The following is an 18,646-nucleotide window of genomic DNA, read 5'->3' as shown; positions in this document are numbered from 1 at the left end:
CGGTGAGCCAAGAACGCTCGATCGGCGGCTCGGTCATGCCTCGCCTCTTCCCCGCGGCTCACACCATGCACATCGGCATCCTCCAGTTTGAGCTTCACGTTTCCGACAGCGAGTCGCTCAAGGATAAACGGCGGGTCGTGCGTTCAGTCAAGGACAGGCTGCACCGCGAGCACCAGGTTTCGATCGCTGAGGTGGGTTTGCTCGACCATCGGAGCGTGGCGAGGCTCGGGCTTGCATGCGTCGCGGGCGAGGTCGGGCGGGTGATCCAGGTGCTCGATAGCGTGACTCGAAAGTTGCACGACCTCGGCAATGCCAGACTGGGCGAACTGTCGCGAGAGGTAATCTCGGACGCCGGGCTCATCTTGGGGGAGGCCGCAGATGATGGTTCGCCGCTGTGGACCTCCGAGGAGGCCCGCGACGCGGGGGAGAAGGACGCATGACCAGGCGAACCGAGCAACTCGCATCAACGCTACAGCGGGCAGTGCAGGAAGTGATGGCCAGAGGCCTAAGCGACCCCAGGGCTCGGGGCATGATCACGATCACGGGGTGCACCGTCTCGCCGGATCTGAAGCACGCGGAGATTATGGTCTCCGTTTACCCCGAGAAGCACCAGGATCTCACGATCCACGCAATCCGCGACGCCGCCCGCCATATCCGCCGCAAGGCGGCCGAGCGGATGGCGCTCTCCGTGCTGCCGGAACTGAACTTCCGCGTGGACAAGAGCACGAAGCGAGAGGCGGAAGTGCTAGACGTTCTTGCCAAGGTGGCGGAAGAGAACCGTGCCCGGGAGAAGGCCGCCGGTGGCTCCGATGCCGCAGGGCGCGAGGGCGACGAGCCGGCATGGCCTTCCGATCACGATGTTGAGGACCCAAAGGCATGAGCGCCGTCGATCAGAATAAGGCACTCAGCACGCTCCTCAAGCGACTGGCCGATGCCCACCCTCGCCCAGAGGTTGTCGAACCGGTCGTGTCACTCATCGACCCCGCCGAGCCCCTGGTCGAAGAGTTCGTTCGCTCGTTCATGATGTGGGAGTGCACGTCGGCCAAGGCCGCGGCGGCCATGAAGCGGATCTCCCAGGGGGTTGTCGACTTCAATGAACTGCGAGTCTGCCTCCCGGACGAGCTCGCGGCCATTCTGGGAGAGCGGTTTCCCAGGGTTCAGGAGCGGTGCCAGCGCCTGCGAGCCGCACTGAATGCCATCTATCTCCGCGAGCATGCAGTAACGCTCCAGCGTCTGGCCGAGGCCCCGAAGCGGGAGGCAGCTGACTACCTTGCGACGCTCGACGGTGTACCGGGGTACGTCGCGTCGCGGGTGACACTCGTTTCCTTGGGAGGACACACTGCGCCCGTCGACGAGCGGCTCCTTGGAAGGCTCATCGCCTCCCGTGTGGTCGAGGAGGGGGCGACGGTTCGCTCCGCGGCCACCTTGCTTGAGAGGCGTATCCGAGCCGGCGAGTTGGCTGAGGCTCACCGGGTGCTCCAGTTGTGGTCCGACCACGACGATCCAGTCGACGTTGCCGGAGCCGCATCCCGAACCCGAGCGAGTTCCAAGCGATCCAACGGCAAGGTGAAGGGGCCGGTCCAGAAGGCACGTCCTCCCCGAGCGGCTGGCCGGGCTGGCGAACGGGGGGAAAAGTGACGCAACCGCAGAGCGGCGCGCCCTTCAACCTGTCGGTTTGGCGGATTCTGGCTCCGCTCCTCTGCATTGCGGCGGGGCTATGCGTTGGTTGTGCCTCAAGTGCACCGGGTTACTCGTCGGCCTCTCAGGTCGTCGACAGCCGACCGGCCCTGGAACGGCTCGCCGCGGAACAGGCCCGGACTCCGGCGTCAACCTGGCGAGTCGCGGCGCATGCCAGAGATGTTCCGCCGCCACCGGGGCTGAATCCGGACGAGGTGAAGCCGCTGCCCGATCCCACGACGTCCGGGGCCACGCAGAGCCTGCACGAGGTCGTAAGCGAACTCAATGCCGCACGCCCCGAGCCCGAGGCGCCAACGCCCGATGCGCTCGCGGCCGACACCGCACTGAGGCTGTACGCATCGGGCCGGCTGGCGCTGCTCAAGGATGATCTTCCGTCGGCGGTGGACGACCTCGAATCGGCGGCTCGGCTGGACCCAACATCCCCGCAGCCGGTCGAGGCGCTCGCAGAGGCCCAACTCCGATCGGGGAGCATGCGGGCGGCCGAGGATTCGTTCGTTCGGGCAGCGGAGCTCGGCTCGGTCGATCCGCTCGGGCTGCTCGCGGCCGCGAGAGTGCACCACCGAAGGTCAAATGACGAGGCCGCGTCTGCCGTGCTCGCGCGCCTGTGGGCAAGCGAATCGATTACAACAGACCCGGCACTCCCGTACATTGTCAATGCCCTGCTGGGGCAGTCACTCCTGAATACCGGGCGTTCGAACGCGGGGGCCGAGGCACTCCGGCTGGCTGTTGGAGTGCCGGATCCGTTTCCCGAGCCGACCCGCTACCGCGAAGAACTCTCCGACCTCTACCGTCGTCGTGCCGAACTCTGGCGGTCCATCGGCGATGCGGCGTGCCGGGTTGGGCACTACAACGCCGCGATCGAAGCGTATTCCGCAGCGTCTGAACTCCCCTCGCTCGATGCCGGATCGCTCCTGCCCCGCGAGGTCTACGCGTGCCTGCGTCAGGGACAGTCCGCGAGGGCGGCACTGGTCATCCTTGGCGACATTGCGGCGCAAGACGCCAACGTTCAGGACCGGCACGTCGAGTTGATCAGTTACCTCGCGGAGATTGGTCCTGAGGCGGCGCCGTTGCTTGGCCAGTCGATCGAATACCTGAGAACCTCACGGGCCTCTCCGGCACCGAGTTCCCTGGATGGCCGGCTTGCCCGCGCCGCGGCCGCGGCGTTCAGCCGGCATGATCCGGGTACAGCCCGGGGCATACTGATCCAGCGGCTCTCGTCCGCCCCATCCGACGGCGAGGCGATGGCCACCCTCCTCAAGACGTATGGTGCGCGGCAAGGTGACCTGATCGCAAGGGACTTGGCGAGTCTCGTTGGCTCGACGCCCTTTGGAGCCGATCGGTACGCGTTGTCCGTTCTGGACAATCTCTTGCGAGACCAGGCCGACCAGGTCTTTGGTGCATTGTCGACCGACGAATCGTGGGAAGCGCGGCTGCTGTTTGCAGCCCTTCTGAGCCGTGCGGGTCGGGGTGACGAAGCTATCGGCCTCGTGCGATCGCTCCAGGTTCGTCGTCCTCACGACCTGCCCGCCGCGGCTTTGGCGGTATCGGTCGGTACAAGGGCGGGACAATGGGACATCGTCGAGGCCGGGCTGTCCGTCCTTGCATCCGCCTCCGCAAGTCCGGCGGCAAGCCCGGATATCCAGGTCGCCTACGCGAAGGCGCTCGCCGCATGTCAGCGCTTCAGCGAAGCGCTCGCGGTTGTCCGGCGGGTGCTGCCCGACACCTCGGATGCCTCGCCGTCGGCGGTCGACAACTTGATTTTCGCTGCGGACCTTTCCGGACTGCTCGCCAAGTACGATGACGCTGAATCGTTCCTCCTGCGAGCCGTCGATGCCGACCCGTACCTCGAGCCTGCGTACCTGTCGCTGATCAGGTTGTACGCGGATTCGGGGCCCCTGGCGGACCAGATGAAGGTGGCCGAGGCGGTACGAACCGTGCGGGAGCACATACCGTCTTCGCGAGGTCTTCGCCTGCTCCGGGCGCAGGAACTCGCCCGCGCCGGGCAGTTCGCGGTCGCCGAGCCCGAGTTGCTGGACCTTGCCGAAGAAGACCCATCTGATCGGGAGACCTTTCAGACCCTCGCAGCTGTTTGGGATTTCGTGTCGACGTCGGGCGTCGGGCGGGACGCTATCCTGGCTCGCGGCCGGCAGAGGCTTACGGCGATTGCACAGCGGAGCACCGGATCGATCTGGCCTGTCGTTGCCCTCGCCAGGCTCGATGCGGCCGAATCGGGCCCGGATGCCGGGCTCGCCCGGCTGGCCAAGGCGGCAAGCGGTGCCACGCATGCCGACGCCGAGGCGCTCTCCGCGAGCGCGGAGGACATCCTCAGGCGATCCGATCGTGCCAAGGAGGCGGATGTCAGGGCAGTAGCCCGTCTTGCGGCGTCCGAGCCGAACATCCCGAACACGATCGGGCTCGCGGCGGCCCTGCTCCGCACGGGTTCGGCCCAGCGAGCGACCGAGGTGCTCCGAGACCATCTCCCGCCGTCGGCACAGCTGACACCCGATCAGGCGAGCGCGATCACCAGCTCGATCGCGGCGATCCTGCAGAGCGATCCCGAGCAGGCCATTCCCGTTGTGCGGACGCTGGCGCTGGCCGCGTCTCCCGCCTCTGCTCCCGTGCTGTTCAGAGCCTGGCTTGAGGTCGTGGCGATCGGCGGGACACCGTCGGACGCCGTCGAGTTTGTGAGAGCCGCCGTAGAACGTGATCTGGCGCCGGCGCTCCTCGGGGGGGATCGCGCGGATGCAGCGGATTCACCGCCGACCGCAGCGGATCTTGCGTACCAGATGGGCGTGGCGATGGCCTCCCGACGGCGAACCGGGGGTGACGAGGTGGCCGTTCCGCTTTACGAACTGGCGCTCGAGTACAACCCCACGCACCCGCTGACCTGCAATAACCTGGGATACACACTGGTCGAGCAGGGGCGGGACATCGATCGCGCCGAGCGGCTGCTCGAGGTCGCGCACAACGGGCTCCCCGATGATCCCAACGTTACGGACTCGATCGGCTGGCTCCGCTACAAGCTCGGGGTTCTGGATGACGAGCGTGATGCCACGGGCGAGATCACGCGCGAGGGGGCGGTTTCGCTCTTACGCCGAGCCGTGCAACTCGGAGGAGCGCGGAACGACGGGACCCTTGCTGATCACCTCGCCGATGCGCTGTGGCTTCGCGATGGGCCCGGTGATCGCGAAGAGGCAATCAGGACCTGGCGGCTCGCGATGCAGGCCGCGAACGACTGGTACCGCGCCATGACCAACGCGGGGATCCAGGCCGCGGCGATCAAGGCACAGGATGTCTTACGCTCCGTGCAGGCGAAACTGGGTGCGGCCAGCCGGGGATCCCAACCCAAGATCGCGCCGCGATTCCCACTCGCCCAGCCTACAACAGGAGTTCAGGATTGAATCTCCCCACTTTCCCCTAGGAAGTGGTAGGGAGAAAAGTCGCAGGCAGAAGGAGTACTGCATTGGCCGGGCACAGCAAGTGGCACAACATCAAGCACCGCAAGGCAGCGGTGGATGCCAAGCGCGGCAAGCTGTGGACCAAGTGCGCCAAGGCCATCATGGTCGCCGCGAAGAACGGCGGTGCCGACCCGGAGACCAACCTCACGCTCCGGTACGCGATCGACGAGGCGCGGTACTGCAACATGCCTCGGGACACGATCGAGCGGAACATCAAGAAGGGTGCGGGGGAAATCGGGGGTGAGGACTGGGAGACGGTCCGCTACGAGGGCTACGGGCCCAATGGCGTCGCGATCGTGGTCGATGCCCTCACGAACAACAGAACAAGAACCGCCACCGAGGTTCGCAACGCCTTCGCCAAGTACGGCGGCAACCTCGGCGCAACGGGTTGCGTCGGGTTCATGTTCCAGACCCGCGGCAGCATCACGCTCTCGACTACCGGGCTCTCCGAAGATGATGTGATGGAGATTGTGCTCGCCGCGGGCGCCGAGGATGTGAAGGCATTGGGGTCCGACGACGAGGGCGCCGCGACCTGGCTCGTGTACGCGGCGCCCGTTGGTTTTCAGGCGGCCAGGGCGTCGATTGAAGAAGCCCTGAAGTCCCGCTATGGGTGCTCAATCGTGGACGCCCGTATCGACCAGATTCCGACGACCACCGCTCCTGTCTCAGGGGACAATGCCCGCCTCGTGCTCAAGCTCATCGAGACGCTCGACGACAACGACGATGTTCAGAATGTCTATTCAAACTACGACATCCCCGAATCCGAGATGGCGGAGCTGCAGGGGTAGGCGCCGGCTCTGACAGGACTCTTGCTCACATCGTCTCGGGGTCTTGATTCATCACGATCAGGTGGGCCCTCGACCGGTAGTCGGTCGCGAACCGGTCGAACGTCGGCTCGGCGACGGCTTCGAAGTGCTCGCGGGCGTGCTCTGAGGACCAGCCCCGCTCCCCGGCCAACTCCCGCGCAAGACACCGGCGCCAACGCTCGTCTCTTGACGCCTCGACGAAGACACGAACGTGATACAGCGGCGAGAGTTGTGTGTGCAGGGCATGGATCCCCTCGCAGACAGCCGTGCCGCGGTCCGCGGTGACAATGCGGTCTCCCTCCCGCCTGTGAGTCTTGAACGACCAGATCGGTGTTGCCGTTTCCCCCGTCGTCCTCAATCGCTGCAGATCCAGGCACAGCCGATCAAGATCGGACCGTTCGGGCAGGTCACGCTCGGTGAACTCGACGGTCTCGTAGTCGGGAAGGTAGTCATCGGTCGAGATGATGCACCCCGAGAGCCGCCTCGCAAGGGTGGACTTGCCCGAGCAGACGGCGCCTGAGATGCCTATGAGCACCGCGCCCGCCCTCGCGCTTATCGCCCCCCGGGCCGCGAGCAGGATCGCCTGGGGCGCATCCGAAAACTCGACTACACGCCCGTCCATGGGCCCCCAACCTCCAACGCACGCCGCGGCTGGAACTTTCCAGTAGCATCCTGATCCTGCCCGGGAGATCCCATGCCCAACACCACCGGACTGCTTGGAGTTCTCGTGCTCCTGTTCGTTGCGTATGCCCTATCGACCGATCGGCGCCGGATCAGCGGCAGGATCGTCGGCGTTGGGCTGGCGCTCCAGGTTACCCTCGCGTTCCTGTTCCTGAGATTCCCTCCGGTCGTCGAGGTCTTCAACCTGCTTGCACTCGGCGTCACCAGGGTCATCTCCTGCGCCGATGAGGGAACGAGGTTCATCTTTGGTTCGTTGGCCGACGCATCGCAGCCATGGGGCTTCGTATTCGCGGTGAAGGTGCTGCCCGTCATCATCTTCTTCGCCGCCATCATGAGCGCACTGTATCACCTCGGGGTCATGCAGCGGCTCGTGGCGGCTGTCGCGTGGGTCCTGCGCCGATCGCTGGGCGTTACCGGGGCCGAGGCGCTCTCCGCGGCGGCGAACATCTTCGTTGGGCAGACCGAGGCGCCGCTCTGTGTCCGGCCGTACATCCCCACGATGACCCGGTCCCAGTTGATGGCGGTCATGACCGGCGGATTCGCGACCATAGCCGGATCGGTGCTCGCCGCGTACGTCAACCTTCTCGGTGGAGAGTCGGAGGCGTCGCGGGTGCTCTTTGCCAAGCACCTCATGACGGCCTCGGTGATGTCGGCCCCCGCCGGTTTCGTGATGGCCAAGATCATGTTACCCGAGACCGAGACGCCCCGTGCGGAGTACGTTGCTCTGCTGACAAGCCGGACGACCGAGACCCGCAACCTCTTTGATGCCTTGGCCGTGGGTGCGTCGGACGGACTGCGGTTGGCGCTGAATGTCGCGGCGATGCTGATCGCGTTCGTAGCCGTGATTGCGCTGGTCAATGCCCCGTTGTCGCTGCTGGGAACTATAGATGGACAGGCGGTGTCGTTGCAGGTCCTCCTGGGCCGCGCCCTGGCGCCGCTCGCTTGGACCCTCGGTATCCCCTGGAAAGAGTGCGACGCGTTTGGTTCGCTGCTCGGAACACAGGTCGTCGCAACCGAGTTCGTAGCGTACATCCGGCTCGCCGAGGATCTCGGTGTCGGGCGTCTGAGCGAGCGATCGGCCCACATCGCGACCTACGCGCTGTGCGGGTTCGCCAACCTCCCGTCGATCGCTATCCAGATCGGGGGGCTATCGGCGATGGCGCCCGAGCGTCGTTCGGACCTGGCGTCCCTTGGATTGCGGGCCATGGTGGCCGGGGCACTCGCCTGCTGGATGACGGGCGCGGTCGCGAGCCTCTTCATCCCCGCATGATCGCGGCTTGGACCCGGAGTACACTGGTCGCGTGCCAACTCCTGCACAGAAGGCATGTCCGTGGGCCCGAAACGAGCTGTCGCTCCGTTATCACGATCAGGAGTGGGGGGTGCCGGTCCACGACGATCGCACACTCTTTGAGTTTCTTGTCCTCGAAGGGGCGCAGGCGGGTCTGTCGTGGGACACGATCCTCCGCAAGCGGGAGCGGTACCGCGAGGTCTTTGACCAGTTCGATATCGAGACCGTGGCCCGCTACGACGCGAGGAAGGTCAAAGCATTGCTCGCCGATCCCGGGATCGTCCGGAACCGGCTCAAAGTCGCCTCAGCGATCACCAATGCGAGAGCCGCGATCGCAGCATCGGAGGCGTACGGATCGTTGGATCGGTGCTTGTGGCGATACGTGGGCGGGTCGCCGATTGTGAACCGACGCCGGCGGATGTCGGATGTCCCCGCTTCCTCCCCGGTTTCCGACGCTATGTCGAGGGATCTTCGGAAACTCGGCTTCACGTTCGTTGGGACAACCATCTGCTACGCGTTCATGCAGGCGGTCGGGATGGTCAACGACCACATGGTGACCTGCCCACGATGGCGGGTTCTTGGCGGTGCGCGGTGACCCCGGAGTACCACACCATCATCATCGGACTCGGTGCGATGGGCTCATCCGCCGCGCTCCATCTTGCGAGGCGAGGGGTTCGGGTGCTCGGCCTGGAGCAGTTCGATATCCCCCACGGAAATGGCTCCTCCCACGGCTACTCACGGATGATCCGGATGGCGTACTTCGAGCACCCGGACTATGTGCCGCTGCTGCGTCGGGCCTACGAACTCTGGCGGGACCTGGAGGTGCAGGCGGGATCGACGTTGCTCCACGTGACCGGGGGCGTGTACATCGGTCCCGGATCGGGGAGTCTCGTCCCCGGCTCGCTCCGCTCGGCTCAGAACCATGGTCTCGCCCATGAGGTGTTGTCTCGTCGGCAACTGGCCCAGCGATATCCCCAGTTCGAAGTACCGTCATCGTACGAGGCGGTCTATGAGGAGGCGGCTGGCTTGCTTGTCCCTGAGGCGGTAGTCGCCGCGCAGGCCGGGCTCGCCCTTCAGTATGGCGCCGAGCTCAAGGCGCACGAACCGGTCATGGGTTGGGAAGCCGACTCAACCGGTGTCTGCGTCCGCACACACGGAGGGATGTACCGCGCCGAGAAACTGATCATTGCCGGCGGGGCATGGGCCTCACGCTGTGTCGACTGGCTGCCGATCCGAGTGCACCGCCAGGTTCTCGCGTGGGTGTGGCCCGCCGATTCCGACCGGTTCCGGCACCCACAGATGCCGGTGTGGGCGATCGAGCCCGAGGCCGCCGTTGCGAGCGGAGAGTACTACGGATTTCCGATCCGACCAGAAGCCCCTGGCTTCAAGGTGGCGCTCCATCGTCCCGGGCGCCCCATCGACCCCGATCGCCTCCACGCCGCCGCGAACCGGCCGGACAAGGAGGATGAGGCGGAAATCCGTGAGTGCCTTGCGAGGTACATCCCGGATGCGAACGGCAACCTGCTGGGCCTTCGGACGTGCATGTACTCGATGTCTCCGGACTCCCACTTCATCATCGACCGCCTTTCTGAGCATCCCAACGTCTCGGTCGCCTGCGGCTTCTCCGGACATGGCTTCAAGTTCGCGAGCGTCGTCGGGGAGATCCTCGCGGACATGGCGCAAAGCGGGGCCACCCGACATCCGATCGGATTCTTGTCTCTGGCTCGGCTCTCGCAGCCGAAACCCTGACCCATCCGCATTCCGCGCGGGCTATTCGAGCTTGAACTCCGCAATCGGCGCATCTGCTGGGGATTCGCTCGAGCTCGCAGTCACGCGTCCCTCGCCGATCGCGTTATCACGGATCAAGCCCGCGGCGACGGCCGCCGCGCGGTGGGCCGCGAGATCGGCGAGGCGCTCCAGGGGAACGCTGATGCGATCGAGCAGCGCGAGCTCCTTTTCTTCCAGCGAACGCGGCTGCGGGACCGGCGCGTTGCGCCGCAACGCGGGAAGCTGGAACTGATCCCTGAACAACTGGTCAATGCCGCGGTGGTACTCGGATTCGCTTAGGGTCGCCGTGTCCTCTCCGAACCCGATGGCCGCGGCGGCCTGTTCGCGGAGCAGCACCGGCCTGAGCGCTGCCGTGTCTTGCTCGGGAGCCATCCTGCCAACAACTGTGAGAGAAATGGCTGGACGTTCCTTGAGCGCCTTCGCGAGGACATCGATCTTGGATTTCGCTTCCCGGGTCAATTCGGCGGAGCCCGGCTCGAACACGACCATGGACAGGTCCTGGTCGCCGTTGCCGCCGAAAATCGAGCCGATGAGCTGGAACGGCGAGGTGGCCGCCTTGAGCAAGAGGTTGAAGAACGCCTTCCAGATCAGGCCGGTGATGCTGAACTGCGGGTCATTCACATTGCCGGAAACCGGGATGCTCGCCTCGATCCGGTCGTTCGAATCGCGTAGGAGGTCCAGCCCCAGTTTCACTGGTACATCGGGCGCATCGGGGCTCGCGACCTTGTCGCCGAGGTGCAACCGATCAAAGTTGACGGCAAGGGTGCCACCGACGGTGCCCGCATCGAGCGTCAGCGGCATATCCACGCTCATCCGCCCGGTGTCGATCCGGTACCCCACATAGCGGCTGGCGAATGCGTCGAACGGCGGGAGCGGCACCGCATCAAGCGTGAAGGTGATCGAGCCGTTCGGCGGCGATGCAAACAGATTAACCGTTCCCTTCGCACCCGCGGTGCCAGCCTGCTGGATGCGGGCGGACATCGTGACTTCCGTCGAAGCCTGTCCGTTGGTATCGAACGGGGCTGCTGTGGCGGCGATCTGGTCGGCCTCGAGGGCCGCCCGCCCGCCGTTCTCTGCGTCATGCACAACGAGCGAGCCGTTCCGGAGAGCAACCGACCCGATCCGTACCCGGAACGGCAATGACGGAGACGCCGTCACGAGCGCCTGGCTCGGCGCCGAGGGCTCGTTCGAAGCCGGCGGAGGGCTTGATTGGCCGGATGGACTGCCAGCGTTCTGACCCGGGGCCGCGGCGAGTTGAAGCGTCCTCTCGAAAGAGGGTCCCTCGATCACCAGGGATTCGGCGGAGACGCTCTTCTCCCGCGACGAAAAAGCAAACCCCGACATCTCGGCGCTCTCGACCCTGGCGGCGAGGCCACCTTGGTCCCTCGCCTCAAATCCGACGCCCTTCGCGGCAGCCGTACCCCGGCTGCTGGTGTCGATCGCTGAGCCGCTGAACGCGATGCTGAACTCGCCGTCAACATGGGCCTCGTCAACACTCGCCTCGACCGAACCGGCAATCGGCGCGACCATGCGGGCCCCGCGAGCCTCGGCTTTTCCCGTGGCCTCCACCGTTTTGAGGAAGTCCTCATCAACGCGGAGGCGTACGCCCGCATCGAGGACCGCATGCTCAACCCCGAAGGTCTCATCGCCGGATGCGCCGCTTCCGATGAACTTGTCGACCGCGACACGGCCGGTCCAGTCCGCTTCGGTGTGGAGTTCCGAGTTGACCTTTAGGTCAAGCGACCCATCCGCGCTGATTGTCGCCTCCCGGACGATCAGCGGTTCCAGTCCCGCGATCTTGATCGCATCCCGTGCGGGCTCCTTGCAGGTCAATTTTTGCAGCGACGCGGTGCCGTTCCACACGAGGTCTTCCAACGCGGAACCTGGACCCAAGTCAAGGCGAAGTATGCCGCGAGTCTTCAAGCCTTGGAGCGATGCGCTCGAGGCGCCGGACTCGGCATGGAACGCGGCGACCTCGGCCCCACCGTCCCACGAGGCCCGGAGCGCCCCGCCTTCTGCCCACTCGGCACGCAGTCGGCCGGCGGTGCTGACGGTCGCCGTCGTGATGAGCAAAGGGTGCAGCGCGCCGATACTGGCCGGCTCTCGCCCGGGGAGTTCGACATGCAGCCCCTCAAACGACACAGGCCCGAGCAGCGGGGCATTCGTGGTCAGCGATGTGATCTGCACATCTACCTCCCACGAGAGCGAGTGAAGTTCATCGCCGGTCGCCGCGGCGGACGCCGTGCCGTCCAGCCGGGCTCGGTCCAGGGTTACCCCCGACTCCGCCTCTGAGCCGGATGCGACAAGGGTGTCAACCTGAAGGACTCCGGACCAACCTGCGACCCTGACTCCGGATCGATCCCGGCTTGACGTGAATCGCCCGGACGCCCCAGCAGTACCGGACTTGAGGTGCATGGAGACCAGCGGCTCGGGCCACGTGGTTGGGAGATACTGTGCGATCGCAGCGAGATCAAGCCCTTTGCCCTCCACGGCAAGGTCAACCGACGTATCGCCGATGCCGAGGGTACCACTGGCAGATCCCGTGCCCGCAGGGGCGATGCCCGCGGTCGCCTGGAGGGGCACAACCCAGTTGTCCTTGCTGGCGATGGGGCCCGCCTCCAGGTTGGCGCCGTGCAGTTCAATGAGGACGACCGGGTTGACCGAGCGGTCCTCAAAGCGGAGCGAGCTCTCCTGGACCTGGAGCTTGGTGGCGTTGACAGCCCAGGATCCCGCCGCGCCCTGCAGCACTTGGTTGAACCCGGCCAGGATCTTCTCGATCGGATACTCGGCGGGTGGAGAAGGGGCCTGTGTCCCGGTCGGAGTCTGCACCGCCCCCGGAGCCTCGGTCCGGGCCCGCAGAATCTTGGCAACATCCATGACGCCAGATTCGCTCTTGCTGAGCCGGACGTCTGCTCCCGTGACGATAATGTCTTTTACCTCAAGCACTTGGCCGGCAAGGTCCGCCGAAATGGCGTCGAATACGACTTTCGGTGCTCGCAGCACCTGATGGCCGTCCAGCTCGACGTGCAGGTCGGTCACCATCACATCGGAGATGTTCACCGTGGCCCGAGGTGAGCGGAGGGCTGGGGCTAGGTCGTACTCGATCGTCGCCCGAGCAACACCGGACGAGATGCCGGCACGTGTTGGGCGCTCAAGGTACGGCGAGAGAGCCGCGACGTGGAAGTCGCTGATCGTGAGCCGACCGGAAGTCGTGAGCGGATCGAAGTAGGACACCCCGCCCCACTTGACCGTAGCGCCGTCGGGCGAGACAGCGCCCATGGTGTGAACGTTCTCGTGTTTGGGCTGAGAATCGAACCCATCGATCGCAAACGCCAGGTTCTGGAGCGCCAGATCGAGCGGGGGCGAGAGTGTCTCATCACGGAACAGAATCGAGGCGTTATCCAGGGCGATTTTTCCGATCACAATCCGGGGAATCGCCTTCGTAGGCTCGGTCGGAGTGGGGGAGGCCTTCATAACGTGTTGCCAGTTCAGTTCGCCGTCGGGCGTCAGGACGGCGTGGATGAACGGCTCGGTCAGCACGGCCTCGCGGAACACCCAGCCCCGATTCCAGATCGACCAGACCAGTTGGAAGTCGCCGTCGAATCGGGCGAACCCCGCGATGCGATCGCCAGACGAGTCTCGGACCTCGAGCTTGTCAAGCCGCATCGAGAGCAAGAACGGGTTGTACCTGGCCTTCTCGAGCGTGATCGTTCCATTGATGCTCCGCGAGAACCTCGGGATCAGGACGCTCCGCACAAGGTACGGAACACCGAAGAAACCAAACAGGGTGTACAGAAGCACCAGGGCCAGAATCACCTTGAGCCACCGGCGCCGCCACCACGCTCGTTTCGCGCGGGCTTCAGGGCCCGGCTCACCCGGGCTGTTGATGACAGTTGACGTGCTCAACGGGGCCACCCTCGCCTTCCGACCGTGTCGCGGTTCCTCCACACGAACTGCCGAAGCAGTTTATACGGCGCGGCCTCGAGATTCGCTGACTCGGTGGGTTCGGAGGTTCCACGAAAAAACCGACGTGGCGCTTCAAGAGAGCCACGTCGGCTTCGATCAAGCTCGCTGCGGCCCATCGTGGGCCGCCGGAGTACGGCTTACACCATCGCCTTGAGCGACTTGAGCGGCCGCACCTTGACAACGTTCCGGGCGGGCTTGGCCTTGAAGACCATCTTCTCACCCGTGAACGGGTTCGTGCCCTCTCGCTCCTTCGTCGCGGGCTTGCGAACAACCGTCACCTTCATCAGGTTCCCAACCTTGAACACACCGGGGCCCTTCGTGAGATCGGCCGCCATCACGGCTCCAAGGGTCTCAAAGACACCCTTGACCTCCTTGGCCTTGACTCCGACGTGCTCGCTGATCGTGCGACAGAGGTCGCCCAGCGTCCGGACCTTTGAGGCCGGCGCCACCCGGCCGGGCTTCTTGGCGGCCGATTTGCCGTTGCTGCTCGCCTTGGCCGCCTTCTTCATCATCTTCTTCGCCATCGTCGTCTCCATTCGTAGCGGAACTGCGGGGCGTATTCGGTCATCCGACAACGCGGGGGCGCTCCTCGCCGAGTACCCGCAGGTCCACCGCTGACGCGGTTTGTAGCGACTTTTGTCGGGTGAAGCAACTCGCCCCCCTCAAAAATGCCTCGAAAACGCGGTGATCGGCGCTGGTCGGCACTCCGCGGTCCGCCCGGCCCGAGCCCGTTCTCCCCGCGCTACATTCCGCCCATGATCATTCTTGGCCAGCTCGCCCTTCCCCTGCCCGACCGGTCCGAGTTGTCGCTGTCGCCCGGCTGGCTCCGCCTTGAGGGTGGCGCCATTGCGGAGCTCGGCCTGGGAGACTGCCCCGCATCCCCCGACCTCGGATCGCCAGAACACCTTATTTTCCCAGGGTTTATTGACGCACACGTCCACCTGCCGCAGTTCGATTCTGTCGGGGCCGATGGCCTGGAACTGCTCGAATGGCTCTCCAGAGTGATCTTTCCTGCCGAGGTCCGCTGGGCCGACCCGGACTACGCCGCCGCCATGACCGACCGGGTCTGCCGCCGCCTCGTTTCCCATGGCACGACCGGGGTCGCCGCGTACGCCACGGTCCATCACCAGGGGGCGCTCGCGGCGGCCGCGGTCATTCGGGATCACCGCCTGAGGGCCCTGGTTGGGCAGGTGCTGATGGACCAGCAGGCGCCCACCGAACTCCTCCGGCCGGCGGTCCAGTTGCTTGCGGAAGCCGAGGCCTTTGCCGATCGGATCGCCGGGGAGAGCGGCGGGGGACGTCTGGAGGCCGCCGTAACCCCCCGGTTCGCCGTCTCCTGCTCACCGGATCTCCTTGCTGGGAGCGGCGAAATCGCGCGGCGGCGCCGGCTCGCTGTCCAGACACACCTGTCCGAGACCCGGAGCGAGTGCGACCTTGTCCGCACTCTTCACGACTCCGTCCATTACACCGCCGTGTACGAGAAGGCCGGCCTGCTGAATCCCCGCACCATCCTCGGCCACGCCGTCTGGCTCAACAACGACGAGCGGGCAATCCTGGCCCGGTCCGGGAGCATTGTGGCCCATTGCCCGGGCGCCAACCTGTTCCTTGGGTCCGGCGCAATGAGTCTTGACGACCACCGCCGCGGGAGTGTCCGTTTGGCGCTTGGGAGCGATATCGCAGGCGGTCCCGACATTTCCATGGTTCGTGTCGCTCGCGGCATGATCGAAACGGCCAAGCGGAGCGGTTCCGAGGTCCCGGCCGGCGCGCAGATGTGGTGGCTCATCACCGCGGGGAACGCCGACGCCCTGGGCTGGAGCGACACCGGCAGGCTGGCTGTCGGCTCCGCGGCTGATATCGTGCTCGTCAGACCCCGTGGCCTGCCGCCGCGATGGCTGGACCGGGATGCAACGGGCGTCGACCCTCTTTCGATGCTCCTCTACGCCTGGGACGATCGCTGGATCGAGCACACGATCGTCGCAGGACGAGTTTCGTACAGCACCGAACTGGTTAGCCGGGCGAGGTGATGACGTCGCTCCCGGCCGGCAGGATGTGCTCGCCAGTCGGTGCTCTCAGAATGAGCGTGCCCGAATCGGACAAGCCGACGATGGTCCCCTCGAGCGACGAACCGTCAGGGAGAGTCACTCTGGCGGGCTTGCCGACGCCGTGCAGTTGGCGGCGGGCCCGCATCAGCGTGATATGGTCCAGCCCCCGCCCGGTCAGGGCCCGGTAGAGTCGCCGCAGCACCTCGTCCAGCACGCCCGCGGCGTTGGCATCGGTCGCCAGTTCATCGCGCAGTGTCGTAACGGGAGTGGGGAGGTCATCCGGGAGTTCCGATGCCGTGAAGTTGGCGTTGATCCCGACGCCGACAAGAGCGGCTCTCGCCCCGGGTGAACCGATAATCTCGGTGAGCAGGCCGCACACCTTCCGTCCGTTGATCAGGATGTCATTGGGCCACTTGATCGTGACCGCGCTCTCCGCCCAGCGGCGGACAACGGCCTGGGCAATCACTTCCCAGACCGCCACTCCGATGCGAAGCCCAAGCCCGTCCAATACCGCCGCGGCATCCGAAGGTTCAGGCGGCAGCGGCCAAATGAGCGTGAACCAGATCCCGCCCCTCGGGCTTACCCACGTCCGGCCCAGCCGACCGACCCCCGCGGTCTGGGTATTGGCCACGATGAGCCTTGGAACCCGCGGTTCCCCGCCGGCCGGCGCCGCCGCGAGTATCCGTCGTGCCTCGAGACTCGTGGAATCGATCGAATCGTGGGACTCGAGTGGTATCGCACGCACCTCGACCACCGACGGCAGCGGCCGTTGCGGCTGCGTTGTCTTTGACCAGTCGCGTGCGGAAGTCGAGAGCATGCGAGCCTCAGGGTAGGTCGGGCGTTCCGGCAGAAGATTCTGCCCGAACACGGCGGGTCACGGCGTGGGCTGGGACTTCGTCGGGTCACTCCCGGCCGTCGCCCCTCGCTCCGGTGTCAGCAGCAGGGCCGCCAGGGGTGGCAGGGTGAGGTTCAGCGAGAACGGCCGCCTCAGGCACGGCACCGGGGCCGCCTCTACCTGTCCCATGTTTCCCTGGCCGGAGCCGCCGAACTCCATTGCGTCGGTGTTCAACACCTCGCGCCAGATACCGGCCCGGTCCACACCGATGCGGTAGTTGCGTCGGACAACCGGCGTGCAGTTGATCACGGCAACGGCAAGCTCGTCCGTGCCGGCGCCCCGCCGCAGGAAACTGATCACGCTCTGGTCCGCATCGTTGGCGTCGATCCACTCAAACCCCTGCGGCTGCGAATCAAACTCGTGCAGAGCGGGCAGCTCGCGATGGAGCCGGTTGAGCTGGGTCACCAGCGCCCGCACCCGGTCATGAGGCGAGCCCGGCGATGCGAGGGCCCAATCCAGGCCCGAGTCGTGATTCCACTCTCCCCATTGGCCGAACTCGCCCCCCATGAACAGCAGCTTCTTGCCCGGCTCCAGCCACTGGAGCGCCAGCAGAAGCCGGAGGTTGGCGAACTTCTGCCACACATCGCCGGGCATGCGGCTGAGCAGGGAGCCCTTCAGGTGCACAACCTCGTCGTGGGACAGCGGCAGCACGTAGTTCTCCGCAAACTGGTACATGCTGCGGAACGTCAGCGAGTTGTGGGCGAACTTGCGGTAGACCGGGTCCTGCTGGAGATAGCCCAGGGTGTCGTGCATCCACCCCATGTCCCATTTCATGCCGAAGCCCAGCCCGCCTACATAGACCGGCTTGGACACCATGGGCCACGCGGTTGATTCCTCGGCGATCGTCTGCACATCCGGGAACGAGCGGTACACCTCGGAGTTGAGCTGGCGGAGGAACTCCACCGCGTCGATGTTCTCACGACCGCCGAACCTGTTGGGGATCCACTCGCCGGTGCGGCGCCCGTAGTCCAGGTAGAGCATGGAGGCGACGGCGTCGACGCGGAGCCCGTCGGCGTGGTACTTGTCGAGCCAGAAGACGGCGCTGCTGATCAGGAATGCCCGCGTCTCGTGCCGCGAATAGTTGAATATCAGCGACTTCCAGTCGGGATGGAAGCCCTGGCGGGGGTCCGAGTGCTCGAAGAGGTGCGTGCCGTCGAAGTACCCGAGGCCGTGCTCGTCGCTGGGAAAGTGCGACGGCACCCAATCGAGAATGACGCCGATCCCGTTCTGGTGCAGGTGGTCCACCAGGAACATGAAGTCCTGCGGTGTCCCGTACCGGCTTGTCGGAGCGAAGTACCCGGTCGTCTGGTACCCCCACGACCCGTAAAACGGGTGCTCCATCACCGGCATGAACTCAACATGCGTGAAGCCGAGCGACTTCACGTAGTCCGCCAGCCGGGGGGCCAGTTCGCGGTAGGAGAGGGGTCGTGTCCCGTCCCCCTCGTCGCTTCGCATCCACGACCCGATGTGCACCTCGTAGATCGACATCGGCGAGCGGAGCGTCTGGCGAGAGCCGCGGTCCCGCATCCAGGCCGCGTCCCCCCATGCATATTCGAGCCCGTGAACGATCGACGCGGTATTGGGCGGCGTTTCGTGCATGGCGCCGAAGGGATCGGCCTTGTCCGCGGTGTACGAGTTTTCCCGCGAGGCGACGTGGAACTTGTACCGCGCGCCCGCCGCGACACCGGGCACAAAGCCCTCCCACAGGCCCGCGCTCCCCCGCGGCTTGAGTGGATTCCTGCCCCGGTCCCACCCGTTGAAATCGCCCACGACCGCCACATACCGCGCGTTCGGCGCCCAGACCCCGAACTGGACCCCGCTCTCGCCCCCCGATCGCACAAGATGCGCCCCAAGCTTGTCGTACAACCGATAGTGCGTGCCCTCGTTGAACAGATGCAGATCATCGGCGCCAAGAAGACTGGGGCTGTCAGCTCCGGCCTGTCCGCGGGGGTCCACGACGGCGGGCTGCCGCGTTGAGGGTCCAGCGTGAGTCTGCCGTGCCATGGTGTTTCCTCCGATCGGAT

14 protein-coding genes are annotated in these 18,646 nt (G+C 65.6%); 9 read left to right on the top strand and 5 right to left on the bottom strand.

Annotated features, from left to right (window positions below):
• The first annotated feature begins 2 nt into the window (after positions 1–2).
• The 5 genes from KF745_02500 to KF745_02480 all read left to right on the top strand — a co-directional run bounded on the left by KF745_02500 (position 3) and on the right by KF745_02480 (position 5,944).
• Positions 3–440 carry a DUF503 domain-containing protein gene (locus KF745_02500; GenBank protein MBX3357278.1) on the top strand — a complete coding sequence of 146 codons (438 nt, stop codon included), beginning with the start codon at positions 3–5 and terminating at the stop codon, positions 438–440.
• The gene (gene rbfA / locus KF745_02495; GenBank protein ID MBX3357277.1) at positions 437–880 is read left to right on the top strand and encodes a 30S ribosome-binding factor RbfA; all 444 of its coding nucleotides are present in this window, start codon (positions 437–439) and stop codon (positions 878–880) included. The genes KF745_02500 and rbfA overlap by 4 nt, the downstream gene beginning before the upstream one ends.
• Positions 877–1,638, top strand: a complete 762-nt coding sequence (locus KF745_02490) for a hypothetical protein (GenBank protein MBX3357276.1) — start codon at positions 877–879, stop codon at positions 1,636–1,638. The genes rbfA and KF745_02490 overlap by 4 nt, the downstream gene beginning before the upstream one ends.
• Positions 1,639–1,892: 254 nt before the next feature.
• A complete protein-coding gene (locus KF745_02485; GenBank protein MBX3357275.1) occupies positions 1,893–5,099 on the top strand; it encodes a hypothetical protein in 3,207 nt (1,068 codons plus the stop codon).
• A gap of 62 nt (positions 5,100–5,161) precedes the next feature.
• Positions 5,162–5,944: a YebC/PmpR family DNA-binding transcriptional regulator gene (locus tag KF745_02480; GenBank protein MBX3357274.1), complete on the top strand. Its 783-nt coding sequence runs from the start codon at positions 5,162–5,164 to the stop codon at positions 5,942–5,944.
• Between the two features lie 25 nt (positions 5,945–5,969).
• On the opposite strand, the gene KF745_02475 is transcribed toward KF745_02480, so the two are convergent.
• Positions 5,970–6,584, bottom strand: a complete 615-nt coding sequence (locus KF745_02475) for a hypothetical protein (GenBank protein ID MBX3357273.1) — start codon at positions 6,582–6,584, stop codon at positions 5,970–5,972.
• A 72-nt stretch (positions 6,585–6,656) separates the two neighbouring features.
• Here KF745_02475 and KF745_02470 point away from each other — a divergent pair, with 72 nt between their 5' ends.
• From KF745_02470 to solA, 3 genes are read left to right on the top strand one after another with little or no spacing between them, the layout of a single operon-like run.
• Positions 6,657–7,913 carry a hypothetical protein gene (locus KF745_02470; protein ID MBX3357272.1) on the top strand — a complete coding sequence of 419 codons (1,257 nt, stop codon included), beginning with the start codon at positions 6,657–6,659 and terminating at the stop codon, positions 7,911–7,913.
• 31 nt (positions 7,914–7,944) lie between these two features.
• Entirely contained in the window at positions 7,945–8,526 is a 582-nt protein-coding gene (locus tag KF745_02465; GenBank protein ID MBX3357271.1) for a DNA-3-methyladenine glycosylase I, read from the top strand.
• Positions 8,499–9,680 carry an N-methyl-L-tryptophan oxidase gene (gene solA, locus KF745_02460; GenBank protein ID MBX3357270.1) on the top strand — a complete coding sequence of 394 codons (1,182 nt, stop codon included), beginning with the start codon at positions 8,499–8,501 and terminating at the stop codon, positions 9,678–9,680. The genes KF745_02465 and solA overlap by 28 nt, the downstream gene beginning before the upstream one ends.
• A gap of 21 nt (positions 9,681–9,701) precedes the next feature.
• Here the strand turns inward: solA and KF745_02455 are convergent, their stop codons facing one another.
• Together KF745_02455 and KF745_02450 are read right to left on the bottom strand one after the other, a co-directional pair.
• A complete protein-coding gene (locus tag KF745_02455) occupies positions 9,702–13,625 on the bottom strand; it encodes a DUF748 domain-containing protein (GenBank protein MBX3357269.1) in 3,924 nt (1,307 codons plus the stop codon).
• Between the two features lie 197 nt (positions 13,626–13,822).
• Positions 13,823–14,209 carry an HU family DNA-binding protein gene (locus KF745_02450; protein ID MBX3357268.1) on the bottom strand — a complete coding sequence of 129 codons (387 nt, stop codon included), beginning with the start codon at positions 14,207–14,209 and terminating at the stop codon, positions 13,823–13,825.
• Positions 14,210–14,440: 231 nt separating this feature from the next.
• Between KF745_02450 and KF745_02445 the strand changes: the two genes are divergently transcribed.
• Positions 14,441–15,709: an amidohydrolase family protein gene (locus tag KF745_02445; protein MBX3357267.1), complete on the top strand. Its 1,269-nt coding sequence runs from the start codon at positions 14,441–14,443 to the stop codon at positions 15,707–15,709.
• Here the strand turns inward: KF745_02445 and KF745_02440 are convergent.
• Positions 15,693–16,544: a biotin--[acetyl-CoA-carboxylase] ligase gene (locus tag KF745_02440; GenBank protein ID MBX3357266.1), complete on the bottom strand. Its 852-nt coding sequence runs from the start codon at positions 16,542–16,544 to the stop codon at positions 15,693–15,695. The genes KF745_02445 and KF745_02440 overlap by 17 nt on opposite strands.
• Before the next feature lie 57 nt (positions 16,545–16,601).
• Positions 16,602–18,626 carry a 1,4-alpha-glucan branching protein GlgB gene (glgB, locus tag KF745_02435; protein MBX3357265.1) on the bottom strand — a complete coding sequence of 675 codons (2,025 nt, stop codon included), beginning with the start codon at positions 18,624–18,626 and terminating at the stop codon, positions 16,602–16,604.
• Between the last annotated feature and the right edge of the window lie 20 nt (positions 18,627–18,646).

The organism is Phycisphaeraceae bacterium, from assembly GCA_019636655.1.
Lineage (GTDB): Bacteria > Planctomycetota > Phycisphaerae > Phycisphaerales > UBA1924 > JAHBXB01.
Note: the sequence above shows the minus strand (reverse complement) of the source record. Positions and strands in the feature narration are given on the sequence as shown.